This window comes from Burkholderia cepacia ATCC 25416, from assembly GCF_001411495.1.
Lineage (GTDB): Bacteria > Pseudomonadota > Gammaproteobacteria > Burkholderiales > Burkholderiaceae > Burkholderia > Burkholderia cepacia.
This window is the reverse complement of record NZ_CP012981.1, coordinates 3,091,603-3,104,613: the sequence shown is the minus strand read 5'-3', so window position 1 is coordinate 3,104,613 and position 13,011 is coordinate 3,091,603. Positions and strand designations below refer to the sequence as shown.

Annotated in this window: 14 protein-coding genes and 1 pseudogene; 8 read left to right on the top strand and 7 right to left on the bottom strand. The window is 64.5% G+C overall.

Annotation, left to right across the window (positions count from 1 at the left end; genetic code table 11):
* Positions 1 to 103: 103 nt before the first annotated feature.
* From rpsF to APZ15_RS14290, 7 genes are all read left to right on the top strand, one after another.
* Complete coding sequence (gene rpsF / locus APZ15_RS14320; RefSeq protein WP_006402295.1) at positions 104 to 478, top strand: 30S ribosomal protein S6; 375 nt, start codon at positions 104 to 106, stop codon at positions 476 to 478.
* 40 nt (positions 479 to 518) lie between these two features.
* Entirely contained in the window at positions 519 to 818 is a 300-nt protein-coding gene (gene priB / locus APZ15_RS14315; RefSeq protein ID WP_011657069.1) for a primosomal replication protein N, read from the top strand.
* Between the two features lie 4 nt (positions 819 to 822).
* On the top strand, positions 823 to 1,098 hold the full coding sequence (rpsR, locus tag APZ15_RS14310; protein WP_006486248.1) for a 30S ribosomal protein S18: 276 nt from the start codon (positions 823 to 825) through the stop codon (positions 1,096 to 1,098).
* A 27-nt stretch (positions 1,099 to 1,125) separates the two neighbouring features.
* Positions 1,126 to 1,578 (top strand): 50S ribosomal protein L9, encoded by a 453-nt coding sequence (gene rplI / locus APZ15_RS14305; protein WP_021156519.1) that lies wholly within the window; start codon positions 1,126 to 1,128, stop codon positions 1,576 to 1,578.
* A 135-nt stretch (positions 1,579 to 1,713) separates the two neighbouring features.
* Positions 1,714 to 3,096 (top strand): replicative DNA helicase, encoded by a 1,383-nt coding sequence (locus tag APZ15_RS14300; protein WP_006486249.1) that lies wholly within the window; start codon positions 1,714 to 1,716, stop codon positions 3,094 to 3,096.
* A 138-nt stretch (positions 3,097 to 3,234) separates the two neighbouring features.
* Positions 3,235 to 3,861, top strand: a complete 627-nt coding sequence (locus APZ15_RS14295) for a DUF47 domain-containing protein (RefSeq protein ID WP_006478627.1) — start codon at positions 3,235 to 3,237, stop codon at positions 3,859 to 3,861.
* Positions 3,862 to 3,871: 10 nt separating this feature from the next.
* Entirely contained in the window at positions 3,872 to 4,882 is a 1,011-nt protein-coding gene (locus tag APZ15_RS14290) for an inorganic phosphate transporter (RefSeq protein WP_027787193.1), read from the top strand.
* A 137-nt stretch (positions 4,883 to 5,019) separates the two neighbouring features.
* On the opposite strand, the gene APZ15_RS14285 is transcribed toward APZ15_RS14290, so the two are convergent.
* Together APZ15_RS14285 and APZ15_RS14280 are read right to left on the bottom strand one after the other, a co-directional pair.
* Positions 5,020 to 6,120, bottom strand: a complete 1,101-nt coding sequence (locus APZ15_RS14285) for a C40 family peptidase (protein ID WP_027787194.1) — start codon at positions 6,118 to 6,120, stop codon at positions 5,020 to 5,022.
* Positions 6,121 to 6,359: 239 nt separating this feature from the next.
* Positions 6,360 to 8,162, bottom strand: a complete 1,803-nt coding sequence (locus APZ15_RS14280; protein ID WP_027787195.1) for a PhoH family protein — start codon at positions 8,160 to 8,162, stop codon at positions 6,360 to 6,362.
* Here APZ15_RS14280 and APZ15_RS42600 point away from each other — a divergent pair.
* Positions 8,058 to 8,302: pseudogene (locus APZ15_RS42600) on the top strand (hypothetical protein); the annotation flags it as partial. The gene APZ15_RS14280 and the pseudogene APZ15_RS42600 sit on opposite strands and share 105 nt — an antisense overlap.
* Before the next feature lie 192 nt (positions 8,303 to 8,494).
* On the opposite strand, the gene APZ15_RS14275 reads toward APZ15_RS42600, so the two are convergent.
* The 5 genes from APZ15_RS14275 to APZ15_RS14255 all read right to left on the bottom strand — a co-directional run bounded on the left by APZ15_RS14275 (position 8,495) and on the right by APZ15_RS14255 (position 13,008).
* Positions 8,495 to 8,956, bottom strand: a complete 462-nt coding sequence (locus APZ15_RS14275; RefSeq protein WP_006756046.1) for a peroxiredoxin — start codon at positions 8,954 to 8,956, stop codon at positions 8,495 to 8,497.
* A gap of 108 nt (positions 8,957 to 9,064) precedes the next feature.
* Complete coding sequence (locus APZ15_RS14270; RefSeq protein ID WP_027787196.1) at positions 9,065 to 9,961, bottom strand: polysaccharide deacetylase family protein; 897 nt, start codon at positions 9,959 to 9,961, stop codon at positions 9,065 to 9,067.
* A 13-nt stretch (positions 9,962 to 9,974) separates the two neighbouring features.
* Positions 9,975 to 11,030: a bifunctional UDP-4-keto-pentose/UDP-xylose synthase gene (locus APZ15_RS14265; RefSeq protein ID WP_006482864.1), complete on the bottom strand. Its 1,056-nt coding sequence runs from the start codon at positions 11,028 to 11,030 to the stop codon at positions 9,975 to 9,977.
* Positions 11,027 to 11,974, bottom strand: a complete 948-nt coding sequence (locus APZ15_RS14260; RefSeq protein WP_027787197.1) for a formyltransferase — start codon at positions 11,972 to 11,974, stop codon at positions 11,027 to 11,029. The genes APZ15_RS14265 and APZ15_RS14260 overlap by 4 nt, the downstream gene beginning before the upstream one ends.
* Positions 11,971 to 13,008 carry a glycosyltransferase gene (locus APZ15_RS14255; protein WP_027787198.1) on the bottom strand — a complete coding sequence of 346 codons (1,038 nt, stop codon included), beginning with the start codon at positions 13,006 to 13,008 and terminating at the stop codon, positions 11,971 to 11,973. Before APZ15_RS14255 ends, APZ15_RS14260 begins: the two co-directional genes overlap by 4 nt.
* Positions 13,009 to 13,011: the final 3 nt, after the last annotated feature.

Sequence of the window (13,011 nt, the reverse complement as noted above, 5' to 3'; positions counted from 1 at the left end):
GATTGGTCTTGCATGCGCCCCGTATCCGGGTTAGAATCTTCGGCTTCTCACTTGCCACACCGGTTCAGACGCCCGGGTGGCTTTAATCCACAAGGAGTGTGTAATGCGTCATTACGAAATCGTATTCATCGTGCACCCCGATCAGAGCGAGCAAGTGCCCGCGATGATCGAGCGTTACAAGACCACGATCACGTCGCACGGCGGCCAGATCCACCGTGTCGAAGACTGGGGCCGTCGCCAACTGGCCTACATGATCGAGAAACTCGCGAAGGCTCACTACGTCTGCATGAACATCGAGTGCGACCAGACGACGCTCGACGAACTCGAACACGCGTTCAAGTTCAACGACGCCGTGCTGCGCCACCTCATCGTCAAGATGAAGAAGGCCGAAACCGGCCCGTCGCCGATGATGAAGGAAGTTCAGCGCGAAGAAGCCAAGAAGGCGGCTGCAGCTCAGCCGACCGAAGCGCAGGCTTAAGTTCGTCATTCATTAAGCCATCAAGGAGCGCGCCACTCACGTGAACAGGTTGCAATTGACGGCAAGCGTCGTCGAACGCGCACCGGTGCGATATACGCCGGCAGGTGTTCCGATCGCAAGCGCCACATTGCATCACCGCACGGAAGTCGTCGAAGCAGGCATTCCCCGTCAGGTCGAAATGACGATCGAGGCGGTGGCGGCCGGTGAGGCGAGCGGCAGGCTGGAAAGCCGTGAAATGGGCGTCGAAACGCTGTTCACGGGCTTCCTGGCAAAGAAAAGCCGCAACGCGAGAACCTTGGTGTTTCACATCACAGCATTGCAGGACATTGGAAAGGACTGAAATCATGCCCCGCCCGACTGGTAAGAAATTCGACAAGCGTCGTCAGCAACAAAACCCGCTCTTCAAGCGCAAGAAGTTCTGCCGTTTCACGGCCGCAGGCGTCGAGCAGATCGACTACAAGGACACGGAAACGCTGAAGGACTTCATCGGCGAAAACGGCAAGATCACGCCGGCGCGTCTGACGGGTACGAAGGCGCACTATCAGCGTCAGCTCGACACGGCAATCAAGCGTGCGCGTTTCCTCGCGCTGCTGCCGTACACCGATCAGCACAAGGCGTAACTCGGCGACGCCATAAGGAGAATTCGAATGCAAATCATTCTGTTGGAAAAAGTCGCCAATCTGGGCAACCTCGGCGACATCGTCAAGGTCAAGGACGGTTACGCTCGCAACTTCCTGATCCCGAACCGCAAGGCTCGCCGTGCAACGAAGGAAGCGATCGCCGAATTCGAAGTGCGCCGCGCTGAACTCGAAAAGATCGCCGCTGAAAAGCTGGCAGCATCGCAGGCAGTCGGCGAGAAGCTGAACGGCCAGTCGTTCGAAATCACGCAGAAGTCGGGCGTTGACGGCCGTCTGTTCGGCTCGGTCACGAACGGCGACGTCGCGGAACTGCTGAAGAAGGCAGGTTTCGAAGTCGAGAAGCTGCAAGTTCGCATGCCGGAAGGCCCGCTGAAGATGATCGGCGAGCACAACGTCCAGGTCGCGCTGCACACGGACGTCGTCGTCGACGTCACGATCAACGTGATCGGCGACCACGCGTAAGCGTATGCAAGCTTTCCGGGCGGCTTCCGTCGTCCGGACAAGGGCAGGCGCCCGGGCAACCGGGGCCTGCCTTTTTTATTGCCCGATCGCCGGAGCGGTAGCGCTGCCGTGATCTATTCGCGATAATCCCAACCCATGAACGCGCCGCAAGATCCCCAAATCGAATCGCTGAAAGTCCCGCCGCATTCGGTCGAAGCCGAACAGTCGGTGCTCGGCGGCCTGTTGCTCGACAACGCGGCATGGGACCGGATTGCCGACTTCCTGTCGCAGGGCGATTTCTATCGCTACGATCACCGGATCATCTACGAGCACATCGGCCGGCTGATCGCGTCGACGCGCCCGGCCGACGTCGTGACCGTGTACGAAGCGCTGACCACGTCCGGCAAGGCCGACGACGTCGGCGGCCTCGCGTACCTGAACGCCCTCGCGCAGAACACGCCGAGCGCCGCGAACATCCGCCGTTATGCGGAAATCGTGCGCGACCGTGCGGTGCTGCGCCGGCTCGTGTCGGTTGCCGACGAAATCTCGGCCGATGCGTTCAACCCGCAGGGCAAGGAAGTCCGCCAGCTGCTCGACGAGGCCGAGTCGAAGGTGTTCTCGATCGCCGAAGAGGGCGCGCGGGGCAATCAGGGCTTCCTCGAGATCGGCCCGCTGCTCACGCAGGTCGTCGAGCGCATCGATACGCTGTACCACACCGCGAACCCGAGCGACGTCACGGGCACGCCGACGGGCTTCGTCGACCTCGACCGGATGACCTCCGGGATGCACGGCGGCGAACTGATCATCGTCGCGGGACGACCGTCGATGGGTAAGACCGCCTTTTCGATGAACATCGGCGAATACGTCGCGGTCGAGTACGGCCTGCCGGTCGCGGTGTTCTCGATGGAAATGCCGGGCACCCAGCTCGTGATGCGTATGCTCGGCTCGATCGGCCGGCTCGACCAGCACCGGATGCGTACCGGCCGCCTGACGGACGAGGATTGGCCGAAGCTGACGCACGCGGTGCAGAAGATGAGCGAGGCGCAGCTCTTCATCGACGAGACGGGCGGCCTGAACCCGATGGAATTGCGCTCGCGCGCACGGCGTCTGGCGCGGCAGTGCGGCAAGCTCGGCCTGATCATCGTCGACTACCTGCAGCTGATGTCGGGTTCGTCGCAGGGCGAGAACCGCGCGACCGAAATCTCGGAAATCTCGCGATCGCTGAAGAGTCTCGCGAAGGAACTCGACGTGCCGGTGATCGCGCTGTCGCAGTTGAACCGCGGCCTCGAACAGCGCCCGAACAAGCGTCCGGTGATGTCCGATTTGCGCGAATCGGGCGCAATCGAGCAGGATGCGGACGTGATCCTGTTCATTTACCGTGACGAAGTTTACAACCCGGACAGCCCCGACAAAGGCACGGCCGAAATCATCATCGGCAAGCAACGTAACGGCCCGATCGGCCCCGTTCGACTCACGTTCCTGGGGCAATACACGAAGTTCGACAATTTTGCGGGGGCGCAGACTTTCTACGGCGAGTAGCGCCGGTTGTAAAGCCCTAAATCGCCAAACGTTGTATCCAATCCCGGCGTGCGCATGTGCGCGCGTCGCGGCGCGACCGAAAACGGTACAATGTCGCCCGTTTTCGTGACAGTAGTTTGACAATCTCTCAGGAATCCCATGTTCGGTCGATTCATGCCCACCGAGGGCAAGTTCTTTGAACTCTTCAACGCGCACGCGAAGCACATCGTTTCCGGTGGCCGCGAGCTCGAACTGCTGATCGACAATCTCGCCGACGCCGAGATTCACAAGCAAAACGTGCAAATTGCCGAGAAGGCCGCTGACAAGCTCACGCACGAGGCGATCGATCTGCTGCACAAGACTTTCATCACGCCGCTCGATCGCGACGAGATCCACAAGCTGATCACGACGATGGACGACATCCTCGACCTGATGGAAGACGTCGCGACCGCCGTGTCGCTGTACGACGTGCAGTCCGTCACGTCCGAGGCGAGCCAGCTCGCGCACATCGTCACGCAGTCCGCCCAGCACGTGCAGCAGGCGGTCGGGTTGCTTTCCGACATGAAGCAGTCCGCGCAGATCCTCAAGCAGTGCGAGGAGATCGACCGCTGGGAATCGGAGGCCGATCGCGTGCTGCGCGCGGCGATGTCGAAGCTGTTCCGCGAGGAAGACGACGTGAAGACGCTCATCAAGCTGAAGGCGATCTACGAGCTGCTCGAAGAGATCACCGACAAGTGCGAGGACGTCGCGAACATCATCGAAGGCATCGTGCTGGAAAACGCCTGAGCGGACCACGATGCATTCGATACAACTCGCCCTCTGGATGGTCGCGACGCTGGTGCTCGTCGCGCTCGTATTCGACTTCATGAACGGCTTTCACGACGCGGCGAACTCGATCGCCACCGTCGTGTCCACCGGGGTGCTGAAGCCCCAGCAAGCCGTGGTGTTCGCGGCGGCGTTCAACGTCATCGCGTATTTCATCTTCCACCTGAAAGTCGCGCAGACCGTCGGTAAAGGCACCATCGATCCCGAGATCGTCGACCACTATGTGGTGTTCGGCGCGCTGGTCGGTGCGATCGGCTGGAACGTGATCACGTGGTACTACGGGATCCCGTCGAGTTCGTCGCATGCGCTGATCGGCGGCCTCGTCGGCGCGGCGCTCGCCAAGTCGGGCTGGGCTTCGCTGAACATCGACGGATTGCTGAAGACCATCGCGTTCATCTTCATTTCGCCGCTGCTCGGCTTCATTCTCGGTTCGCTGTTCATGCTCGGCGTGTCGTGGCTGTATTTCCGAACCGCGCCCAGCAAGGTCGACCGGCGTTTCCGCCGGCTGCAGCTGCTGTCGGCCGGGCTGTACAGCCTGGGCCACGGCGGCAACGACGCGCAGAAGACGATCGGCATCATCTGGATGCTGCTGATCGCATCGGGCTATGCATCGGCGACCGCCGATGCGCCGCCCGCGTGGGTGATCGGCGCGTGCTACCTGTCGATGGGTCTCGGCACGCTGTTCGGCGGCTGGCGCATCGTGCGCACGATGGGCCAGAAGATTACGAAGCTCAAGCCGGTCGGCGGTTTCTGCGCGGAAACCGGTGGCGCGATGACGCTGTTCCTCGCATCGTTCCTCGGCATTCCGGTGTCGACCACGCACACGATCACCGGCGCGATCGTCGGCGTCGGCGCGACGCAGAAGCTGTCGGCCGTGCGCTGGGGTGTGGCCGGCAACATCGTGTGGGCGTGGGTGCTCACGCTGCCGGCGGCCGCGCTGTTCGCGGCCGGTGGATGGTGGCTCGGCCACCAGATCTTCTGATCGACCGCACTGTCGAACGGACATGAAATGCGCCGCAAGCCGAAAGGCTGCGGCGCATTTTCCTTTTTGGGCAGCGGAAATATGCGGCGAATGGCGGGTTTGTAGTCGCGCGTGATCGCAGGCGAACGCGAAGCGGGCTAGTAACTTCCGTTCGCGAACCGGGCAATCGGATCGTCTGCGCTGGCTGTGCGCGGGCTGACGGGGGCAGATTGCGTCGACGCGCGCAATACCTGCACGGGGGCTGGTTCGGTGCCGCGCGGTGACGTCGCCGCGACGGCGGGTGGCGGCTCCGCATCGAAGGCGGCAGCCTGGGCGGCCGTCAGTGCCGTCGTCGGAATCTGGGTGCCGACCTCGGCCGGACCGGCTGGCGCTGCATTCGCGGTCATGGTGGCGGCGGCTGTGCCCGTGCCGTCGCTCACGGAAGTTGCCTGCTGCTGAGCCGTCTGCATGCGCGCCGGCGGAGGTTCATACGGATCGGCCGCCGCGGCTGCGGGCGCGACCGCGGCGGTCGACACGGCCTGCGCGGCCGGCATGACCGGGGCAGGCGCCCGGGTCACGGCGGCTTGCGACTGCGTATAGGCCGGCTGCCGCGGCGCGGCGGCAGTCACGACGACAGGGGCGGGCGCAACGACCGGCGCGCTGCGCGGCTCGTCGCGCTTTGCCTCGTAGGTCGGCGCATCGAACGGCGTAGGTGCCCCGCGCGGCGGCGCGACGCGGCGAATGCCGTCGAAACGCTTGGCCCAGTACGGGTTCGTCAGATAGTCGAGCCGCACGGTGCCGCCCGTCGACGGTGCGTTGACGAAGCGCAGCTTGCCGACGTAGATGCCGACGTGCGAATGCGGCCGTCCGGTCGTGTTGAAGAAGATCAGGTCGCCCGGCGCGATCTGGTCGGGCTCGACCGATATGCCGCGGCCGCTCATGTCGGCGGTCGTGCGCGGCAGGTTCACGTCCGCTGCGCGGCCGATCACGTAGCGCACGAGCCCGCTGCAGTCGAAGCCGCTCGTCGGCGTGTTGCCGCCCCAGCGATACGGGACGCCGACGAGGCTCATCGCCTGGATCGAAATTTCTTCCTGGCCGACGCTGTGATCGACGAACTTCGGGAAATTGGCGGGGGCGGGGAATGCGCGCGGCGTCGTGATCTTCATGCCCGACGCGGGGCGCGATGCCGACTGCGGCGGCACGCTGGAGCAGGCCGCAAGCAGTGAAACGACAGCAACGGGAACCCAGATTCGAAGCATGACAAGGCGGGCGAGCGCGGGACGCTCGCGAATCGTATGACAACAGACAGACCCGATGGTAGACGTTCCGGCGGGGCTTAAGCAACCGTTCCTGAGAATTTACTTGAAGTTTCGCGCGTAAGTGCGGCTGTTGCGTAACGATGCATGACCAACGTTTCAGACCCCAAAAATAAAAACGGCGCTCCGGAAACGGAGCGCCGCGATGCGTCGACAGCCGGCCGACGGGCCGGCCTGTCGCGTTACAGGATGTCCGACGCGTAGTCGGCGAGTCGCGAGCGTTCGCCGCGCGCGAGCGTCACGTGGCCGCTGTGGCCCCAGCCCTTGAAGCGGTCGACGACGTACGTGAGCCCCGAGCTGCCTTCGGTCAGGTAAGGCGTGTCGATCTGCGCGATGTTGCCGAGGCACACGATCTTCGTGCCCGGGCCCGCGCGCGTGACGAGCGTCTTCATCTGCTTCGGCGTCAGGTTCTGCGCCTCGTCGATGATCAGGTACTTGTCGACGAACGTGCGGCCGCGCATGAAGTTCATGCTCTTCACCTTCAGGCGTGAACGGATCAGTTCCTGCGTCGCGGCACGCCCCCATTCGCCGGCGGCGTCGTCGGTCTTCTGCAGCACTTCGAGGTTGTCGTCGAATGCGCCCATCCACGGCTGCATCTTCTCTTCCTCGGTACCGGGCAGGAAGCCGATGTCCTCGCCGACGGGCACGGTCGCGCGCGTCACGATGATCTCGTTGTAGCGCTTGTCGTCGAGCACCTGCGCGAGGCCGGCCGCGAGCGCGACGAGCGTCTTGCCGGTACCGGCCTGGCCGAGCAGCGTGACGAAGTCGATCTCCGGGTTCATCAGCAGGTTCAGCGCGAAATTCTGCTCGCGGTTGCGCGCGGTGATGCCCCACACGTTGTTCTTGTGGTGGCTGTAGTCGCGCAGCGTTTGCAGCAGCGCCGTCTTGCCGTTCAGTTCGCGGACGATCGCATGGAACGTCGGCTCGCCGTTCTGCGGCTCGAGATAGACGAACTCGTTGACGAGCATCGACGCGACGAGCGGGCCCGTCACGCGGTAGTACGTGGTGCCCGTCTTCGTGTCCTGCCAGCTCTCCATGCCCTTCGCATGCTTGGTCCAGAAATCCTGCGGCAGCTCGCGCACGCCGTTGTACAGGAGATCCGAATCCTCGAGCACCTGGTCGTTGAAGTAGTCTTCAGCGGGTAGGCCGAGCGCATGCGCCTTGATCCGCATGTTGATGTCTTTCGACACCAGCACGACCTGACGGTCCGGCCGGTCGCGCTGCAGCGCGCGCACGACGCCGAGGATCTGGTTGTCGGCCTTGCCTTCGGGCAAGCCTTCGACGGGCGCGATGTCGGTGAGCTTCGTCTGGAAGTACAGGCGGCCGACCGCCTCGCGGCTGCCGAGGCGTGACAGCGGAATGCCGGCCGTGATCGGGCCCGCGTCGGCGACCAGCGCGTCGAGCGTGCGGCTGACCTGGCGTGCGTTGCGCGCGACTTCGGACATCCCCTTCTTGTGGTTGTCGAGTTCCTCGAGCGTCATCATCGGCAGATAGACGTCGTGTTCCTCGAAGCGGAAGAGGCTGCTCGGGTCGTGCATCAGCACGTTGGTGTCGAGCACGAACAGTTTCTGCTGTTCGGCTTCGGCGGCCTTGCGGCTGCGCGATTTCGTCGCAGCGCCCGTGTCGCGCGCGGGTGCCGCGGCCGGTTTGCCGGCGGCCGGCTTGTCGTTGCGCGCGACGACCGGCGCCGCGGGTTCGGCGGGTGTCGGCATCGGTTGCAACAGTGCGGCCGTCTGTTTGGTCTTGCGACCGCGCGCGGGTGCGCTCGCGGTTTCCTGCGCCGAAGACGCGACGGCGCGCAGCGGCGCGGCCGTGTTCGCGGCTTCGATCATCGGTTGGGCCACGCTCGCCGGACCGTAGTCACCGGCTGTGGATGCGTCCCCTTCGGCGGATTTCTTCGCGGCTTTCGCGGGCCGCGCTTTCACCTTGTATTCGTCGGGCGGCAGCAGGCTGCCGAGCTTGCTGGGGGGAGTAGGCAAAGGCATGGTGTCCCTCGGGAGGAATCGTGTCGCATGGCGTGCGCCGCTGATCGCATCCTGCGTGACGTAGACGCATGCAGTTTGCGCGCGGTGGCGCACAGGAAGTTCGTCTAGCCGGTTCGCCTAAGTGTCGATCAGCTCCTTGACGGGGTGAGGGCCGGACCGAGGGCCGGCGCGCAATCCATAAAAAAAGCCGCTGCCCCGTCGACAGGGACATGCGGCTCGGCTGATACGGTCGTGATGCGCGTCAAGTGCCGGAAAGCATCGCATCGAGCACCGGCGCAGCTACGAGAAATATGGGGCGAACTGGCATTCATTGCGGCCCAATATAACGCGCCTCAAAGCGCTTGTACAGCACTTAGCACGTCGTCCACATGGCCCGGTACCTTGATGCCGCGCCATGCCTGGCGAAGCACGCCGTCGGCGTCGATCAGGAACGTCGAGCGCTCGATTCCGCGCACTTCCTTGCCATACATTTTCTTCATCTTGATGACATCGAACAGCGCGCACAGCGCTTCGTCGGCATCGGAAATCAGCGGGAACGGCAGTTCGAGCTTTGCCTTGAAGTTGTCATGCGAGCGCAGGCTGTCGCGCGACACGCCGATGACTTCCGCACCGGCTTTCTTGAACTTCGGATAGAGATCGCGGAACTGCAGCCCTTCGGTCGTGCAGCCCGGCGTGTTGTCCTTCGGATAGAAGTACAGCACGAGTTTCTTGCCCTTCAGGTCGGACAGCGAAATGTCGCCGCCCGTGGCCGGTGCGGTGAAATCGGGAACTTGACGGTCAACTTCGACGGACACGTGTTTCTCCTGTTGTTATGGAAAGGCGCCGCTGCGGCGGCGCGGTTCGGCGGGGCGTCGCGGCAGCGCGCCGCATGGGCGGCGCGGGCGACGCCGGCGCGCGCGAACTCAGTCGGGCTGGACGATCAGTTCGCCGGAGCGGCCGGGAATTTCGCCCCACGTGACAGGGTACGATGGCAGCGAGTCGCGGTCCAGCGTCGCGTGGTAGTCGCCCATCGTCGCAAACGTGTGGCCTTGCGCGCGCCAGCCGGCGAGCAGTTGCTCGAACACGGGCGCGAGCTTCTGGCCTTCCAGTTCCGCATGCAGCGTGAACACCTGGTCGTGCGGATTGGTTTCGGTGAACTTGAGGATGTGCGCGGCGACGTTGCGCGTGTCGACGCCGTCGATGCCGAGCACTTCGTCGAGCGTCGGCAGCGTGGTCGGCATCTGCACGTGCGACAGCGTGCGGCCGTCGACGACGGGGAGGTACGGCGAATGGCCGCGGCCGTCGGATGCGTAGCGCATCCCCCATGCGTCGATCTGCTCGAACGCGGAATCGTTCATCTGCCAGCCGGCCGCGCCGTGCGTGACGGGCGGCGCGCCGAAGATCTCGATGAAGCGCGCGTGACTCTTCTGCATTTCACGCGCGGTCCAGTCGCGATCGCGCGCACGGACGTTGTCCTGCCAGTACACGTGATCCCACGTGTGGATCCCGCATTCGAAGCCGGCCTCGTGGATCGCGCGCATGTCGGCGATCGCGCGGCGGCCGATGTCGGGGCCCGGCAGCAGCACGCCGTACATCAGCTGCTTCACGCCGTAGTGTTCGACCACCGACGTGCGCGACACCTTCTTCAGGAAGCCGGGGCGGAACACGCGCCGCAGCGCCCAGCCCGTGTGATCGGGTCCGAGGCTGAAGAGGAAGGTCGCGCGCGCACTGAAGCGGTCGAAGATCCGCGCGAGGTTCGGCACGCCTTCGCGCGTGCCGCGCAGCGTGTCGACGTCGATCTTGAGGACGATGCGAGCCAAGCGAACGTCCCGCTCAGCCTTGCTGCTCGACGAGCGCGCGCGCGTCGGCGACGTGGCCGCGATACGCTTCGAAGATGTTGCGCAGCGCGTCGTCGAACGTGGCCTGCGGTGCCCAGCCGAGCTCCTGCATCGTGTTGTCGATCTTCGGCACGCGGTTCTGCACGTCCTGGTAGCCGTTGCCGTAGTACGCGCCGGACGTCGTCTCGACGAGCTTCACCTGCTTGGCCGAATCGGCGTATTCGGGGAATTCCGCCGCCAGTTCGAGCATCTTGTGCGCGAGTTCGCGAACCGAGAAGTTGTTCTTCGGATTCCCGATGTTGTAGATCTTGCCCGACGCGACGCCGTCCTTGTTCTCGATGATCTTCATCAGCGCGCTGATGCCGTCGCCGATGTCGGTGAACGCGCGCTTCTGCGAGCCGCCGTCGACGAGGCTGATGTTTTCGCCGCGCACGATGTGGCCGAGGAACTGCGTGACGACGCGCGAGCTGCCTTCCTTCGGCGTGTAGATCGAGTCGAGGCCCGGGCCGATCCAGTTGAACGGGCGGAACAGCGTGAAGTTCAGGCCTTCCATCCCGTAGCCCCAGATCACGCGGTCCATCAGCTGCTTCGAGCACGCGTAGATCCAGCGCGGCTTGTTGATCGGGCCGTAGGTGAGGGCCGATGCATCCGGGTCGAACTGCTCGTCCGAGCACATGCCGTAGACCTCGGAGGTCGACGGGAACACGAGGTGCTTGCCGTACTTGACGGCCGAACGCACGATCGGCAGGTTCGCCTCGAAGTCGAGTTCGAACACGCGCAGCGGTTGCTGGACATAAGTGGCGGGCGTCGCGATCGCGACGAGCGGCAGGATCACGTCGCACTTCTTCACGTGATACTCGACCCACTCCTTGTTGATCGTGATGTCGCCTTCGAAGAAATGCATCCGCTCGTGGTTGACGAGGTCGCCAAGCCGATCGGTCTGCATGTCCATGCCGAACACTTCCCAATCGGTGGTTTCAAGAATGCGCTTCGACAGGTGATGGCCGATGAAGCCGTTCACACCCAGGATCAGGACTTTTTTTGCTTTCATGAATGACGGGAAGAATGAATGAACTGCGCGAATTCCGCGGGCGTCACGACGGTTTCGCTGCCGTCGCGCTGCTGCCACAGCTCGAGAATGGATAGAGCGCGGCTGTCGCCGCAGACGCCGAATAGCGCATTATCGCTTACGTGCAGGCCGGGCGGCAAATCTGCCGCGGCGGCCGCTGCCGCGCTGCCGGGCGCCGCGAGGCGCGCGCGCGCGATCACGAAACGCGTGCCGTCGACGTCCGTGAACGCGCCCGGATACGGGGGCGCGACCGCGCGCACCAGGTTGTAGACCTGCGCGGCCGGCTTCGTCCAGTCGACGCGGCCGTCTTCGGGCTTGCGCCCGCCGTAGTAGCTGCCGGTCGCGAGATCGTTCGGCAGGTGCGGCGCCTCGCCCGCGAGGAGCGCGGGCAGTACGCGCCAGAGCGTCTGCTCGGCGGCCACCGTGACCTTGTCGAACACCTGCGTGGCCGTGTCGTCCGGCAGGATCGGCACCGCGGTCTGGGCGATGATCGCGCCCGCGTCGGGCTTCGCGGCCATCTCGTGCAGCGTCGCGCCGGTTTCGGTCTCGCCGTTCAGCACGGCCCAGTTGGTCGGTACCCGACCCCGGTATTTCGGCAGCAGCGAACCGTGCATGTTGTACGCGCCGCGCGGCGCGATCGCGAGCAGGTCCACCGGCAGCATGTGACGGTAGTAGAACGAGAAGATGAAATCGGGCTGCGCGTCGGACACCGCGCGGCGCAGCGCCGGATCGGCGGGATCGGCCGGCGTGACGACCGGGATCCCGTGCTCGGCGGCGACCGATGCGACGCTGCCGAACCAGATGTTCTCGTTCGGGTTGTCCTCGTGCGTGACGACGAGCGCGACGTCGACGCCGCGCGCGAGCAGCACCTGCAGGCAGCGCACGCCGACGTTGTGATACGCGAAGACGACTGCGCGCGGTTTCATTGCCCGGCTCCCGTGCGGTTCGTGCCGGCCGGCACCGGCGGCACGCCGTCGTGCTGCTCGAGCACGGCCTGGATCAGGTAGCGCGGCCGCGCGCGCACCTGCTGGTAGATGCGGCCGACGTACTCGCCGAGCAGGCCGAGCGCGAAGATGATCACGCCGAGCAGGAAGAACGTGATCGCGAACAGCGTGAACACGCCTTGCACTTCCGCGCCGACGATGAAGCGTCGCACGAGCAGCAGCACGAACAGCGCGGCGGAACCGAGCGACAGGATCACGCCGATGAACGAGAGCCACTGCAGCGGCACGACCGAGAAGCCCGTCACGAGGTCGAAGTTCAGCCGGATCAGGCTGTACAGCGAGTACTTCGATTCGCCGGCGAAGCGCTCCTCGTGCGCGACCTCGATTTCGGTCGGCTTCTGCGCGAACGTATAGGCAAGCGCGGGGATGAACGTGTTGACTTCGCCGCACACGTTGATCGTATCGATGATGCGGCGGCTGTACGCGCGCAGCATGCAGCCCTGGTCGGTCATCTTGATGCGCGTGATGCGCTCGCGCAGCCGGTTCATCATCTGCGACGCCTTGCGTCGCCACAGGCTGTCCTGGCGCTGCTTGCGGATCGAGCCGACGTAGTCGTAGCCCTCGCGCATCTTCGCGATCAGCTTGCCGATTTCCTCGGGCGGGTTCTGCAGGTCGGCGTCGAGCGTGATGACGATCTCGCCGCGCGATTGCGCGAAGCCGGCGAGGATCGCCATGTGCTGGCCGTAGTTGCCGTTGAGCAGCACGATGCGCGTCGTGTCGGGACGCACGTGGAACTGATCGGCGAGCATCGCGGCCGAGCGGTCGCGGCTGCCGTCGTTGATCAGGATCACTTCGTATGACGTGTCGAGTGCGTCGAGCGCCGGATACAGCCGCGCGAACAGCGCGGCGAGGCCGTCTTCCTCGTTGTACACGGGGATGATGACCGATACTTCGGGACGGCCTGCGTCCAGGTGCCCGGCGCCCGGATGCCCGGCGCGTGCTTCAAGGTGACTCATGTA

What these genes read in the sequence shown, in the direction of transcription:
- APZ15_RS14260 (WP_027787197.1), bottom strand. Translation starts at nt 11,974, where the DNA reads ATGAAACCGCGCGCAGTCGTCTTCGCGTATCACAACGTCGGCGTGCGC.
- rplI (WP_021156519.1), top strand. Translation starts at nt 1,126, where the DNA reads ATGCAAATCATTCTGTTGGAAAAAGTCGCCAATCTGGGCAACCTCGGC.
- APZ15_RS14285 (WP_027787194.1), bottom strand. Translation starts at nt 6,120, where the DNA reads ATGCTTCGAATCTGGGTTCCCGTTGCTGTCGTTTCACTGCTTGCGGCC.
- APZ15_RS14265 (WP_006482864.1), bottom strand. Translation starts at nt 11,030, where the DNA reads ATGAAAGCAAAAAAAGTCCTGATCCTGGGTGTGAACGGCTTCATCGGC.
- APZ15_RS14300 (WP_006486249.1), top strand. Translation starts at nt 1,714, where the DNA reads ATGAACGCGCCGCAAGATCCCCAAATCGAATCGCTGAAAGTCCCGCCG.
- APZ15_RS14290 (WP_027787193.1), top strand. Translation starts at nt 3,872, where the DNA reads ATGCATTCGATACAACTCGCCCTCTGGATGGTCGCGACGCTGGTGCTC.
- APZ15_RS14295 (WP_006478627.1), top strand. Translation starts at nt 3,235, where the DNA reads ATGTTCGGTCGATTCATGCCCACCGAGGGCAAGTTCTTTGAACTCTTC.
- rpsR (WP_006486248.1), top strand. Translation starts at nt 823, where the DNA reads ATGCCCCGCCCGACTGGTAAGAAATTCGACAAGCGTCGTCAGCAACAA.
- rpsF (WP_006402295.1), top strand. Translation starts at nt 104, where the DNA reads ATGCGTCATTACGAAATCGTATTCATCGTGCACCCCGATCAGAGCGAG.
- APZ15_RS14280 (WP_027787195.1), bottom strand. Translation starts at nt 8,162, where the DNA reads ATGCCTTTGCCTACTCCCCCCAGCAAGCTCGGCAGCCTGCTGCCGCCC.
- APZ15_RS14255 (WP_027787198.1), bottom strand. Translation starts at nt 13,008, where the DNA reads ATGAGTCACCTTGAAGCACGCGCCGGGCATCCGGGCGCCGGGCACCTG.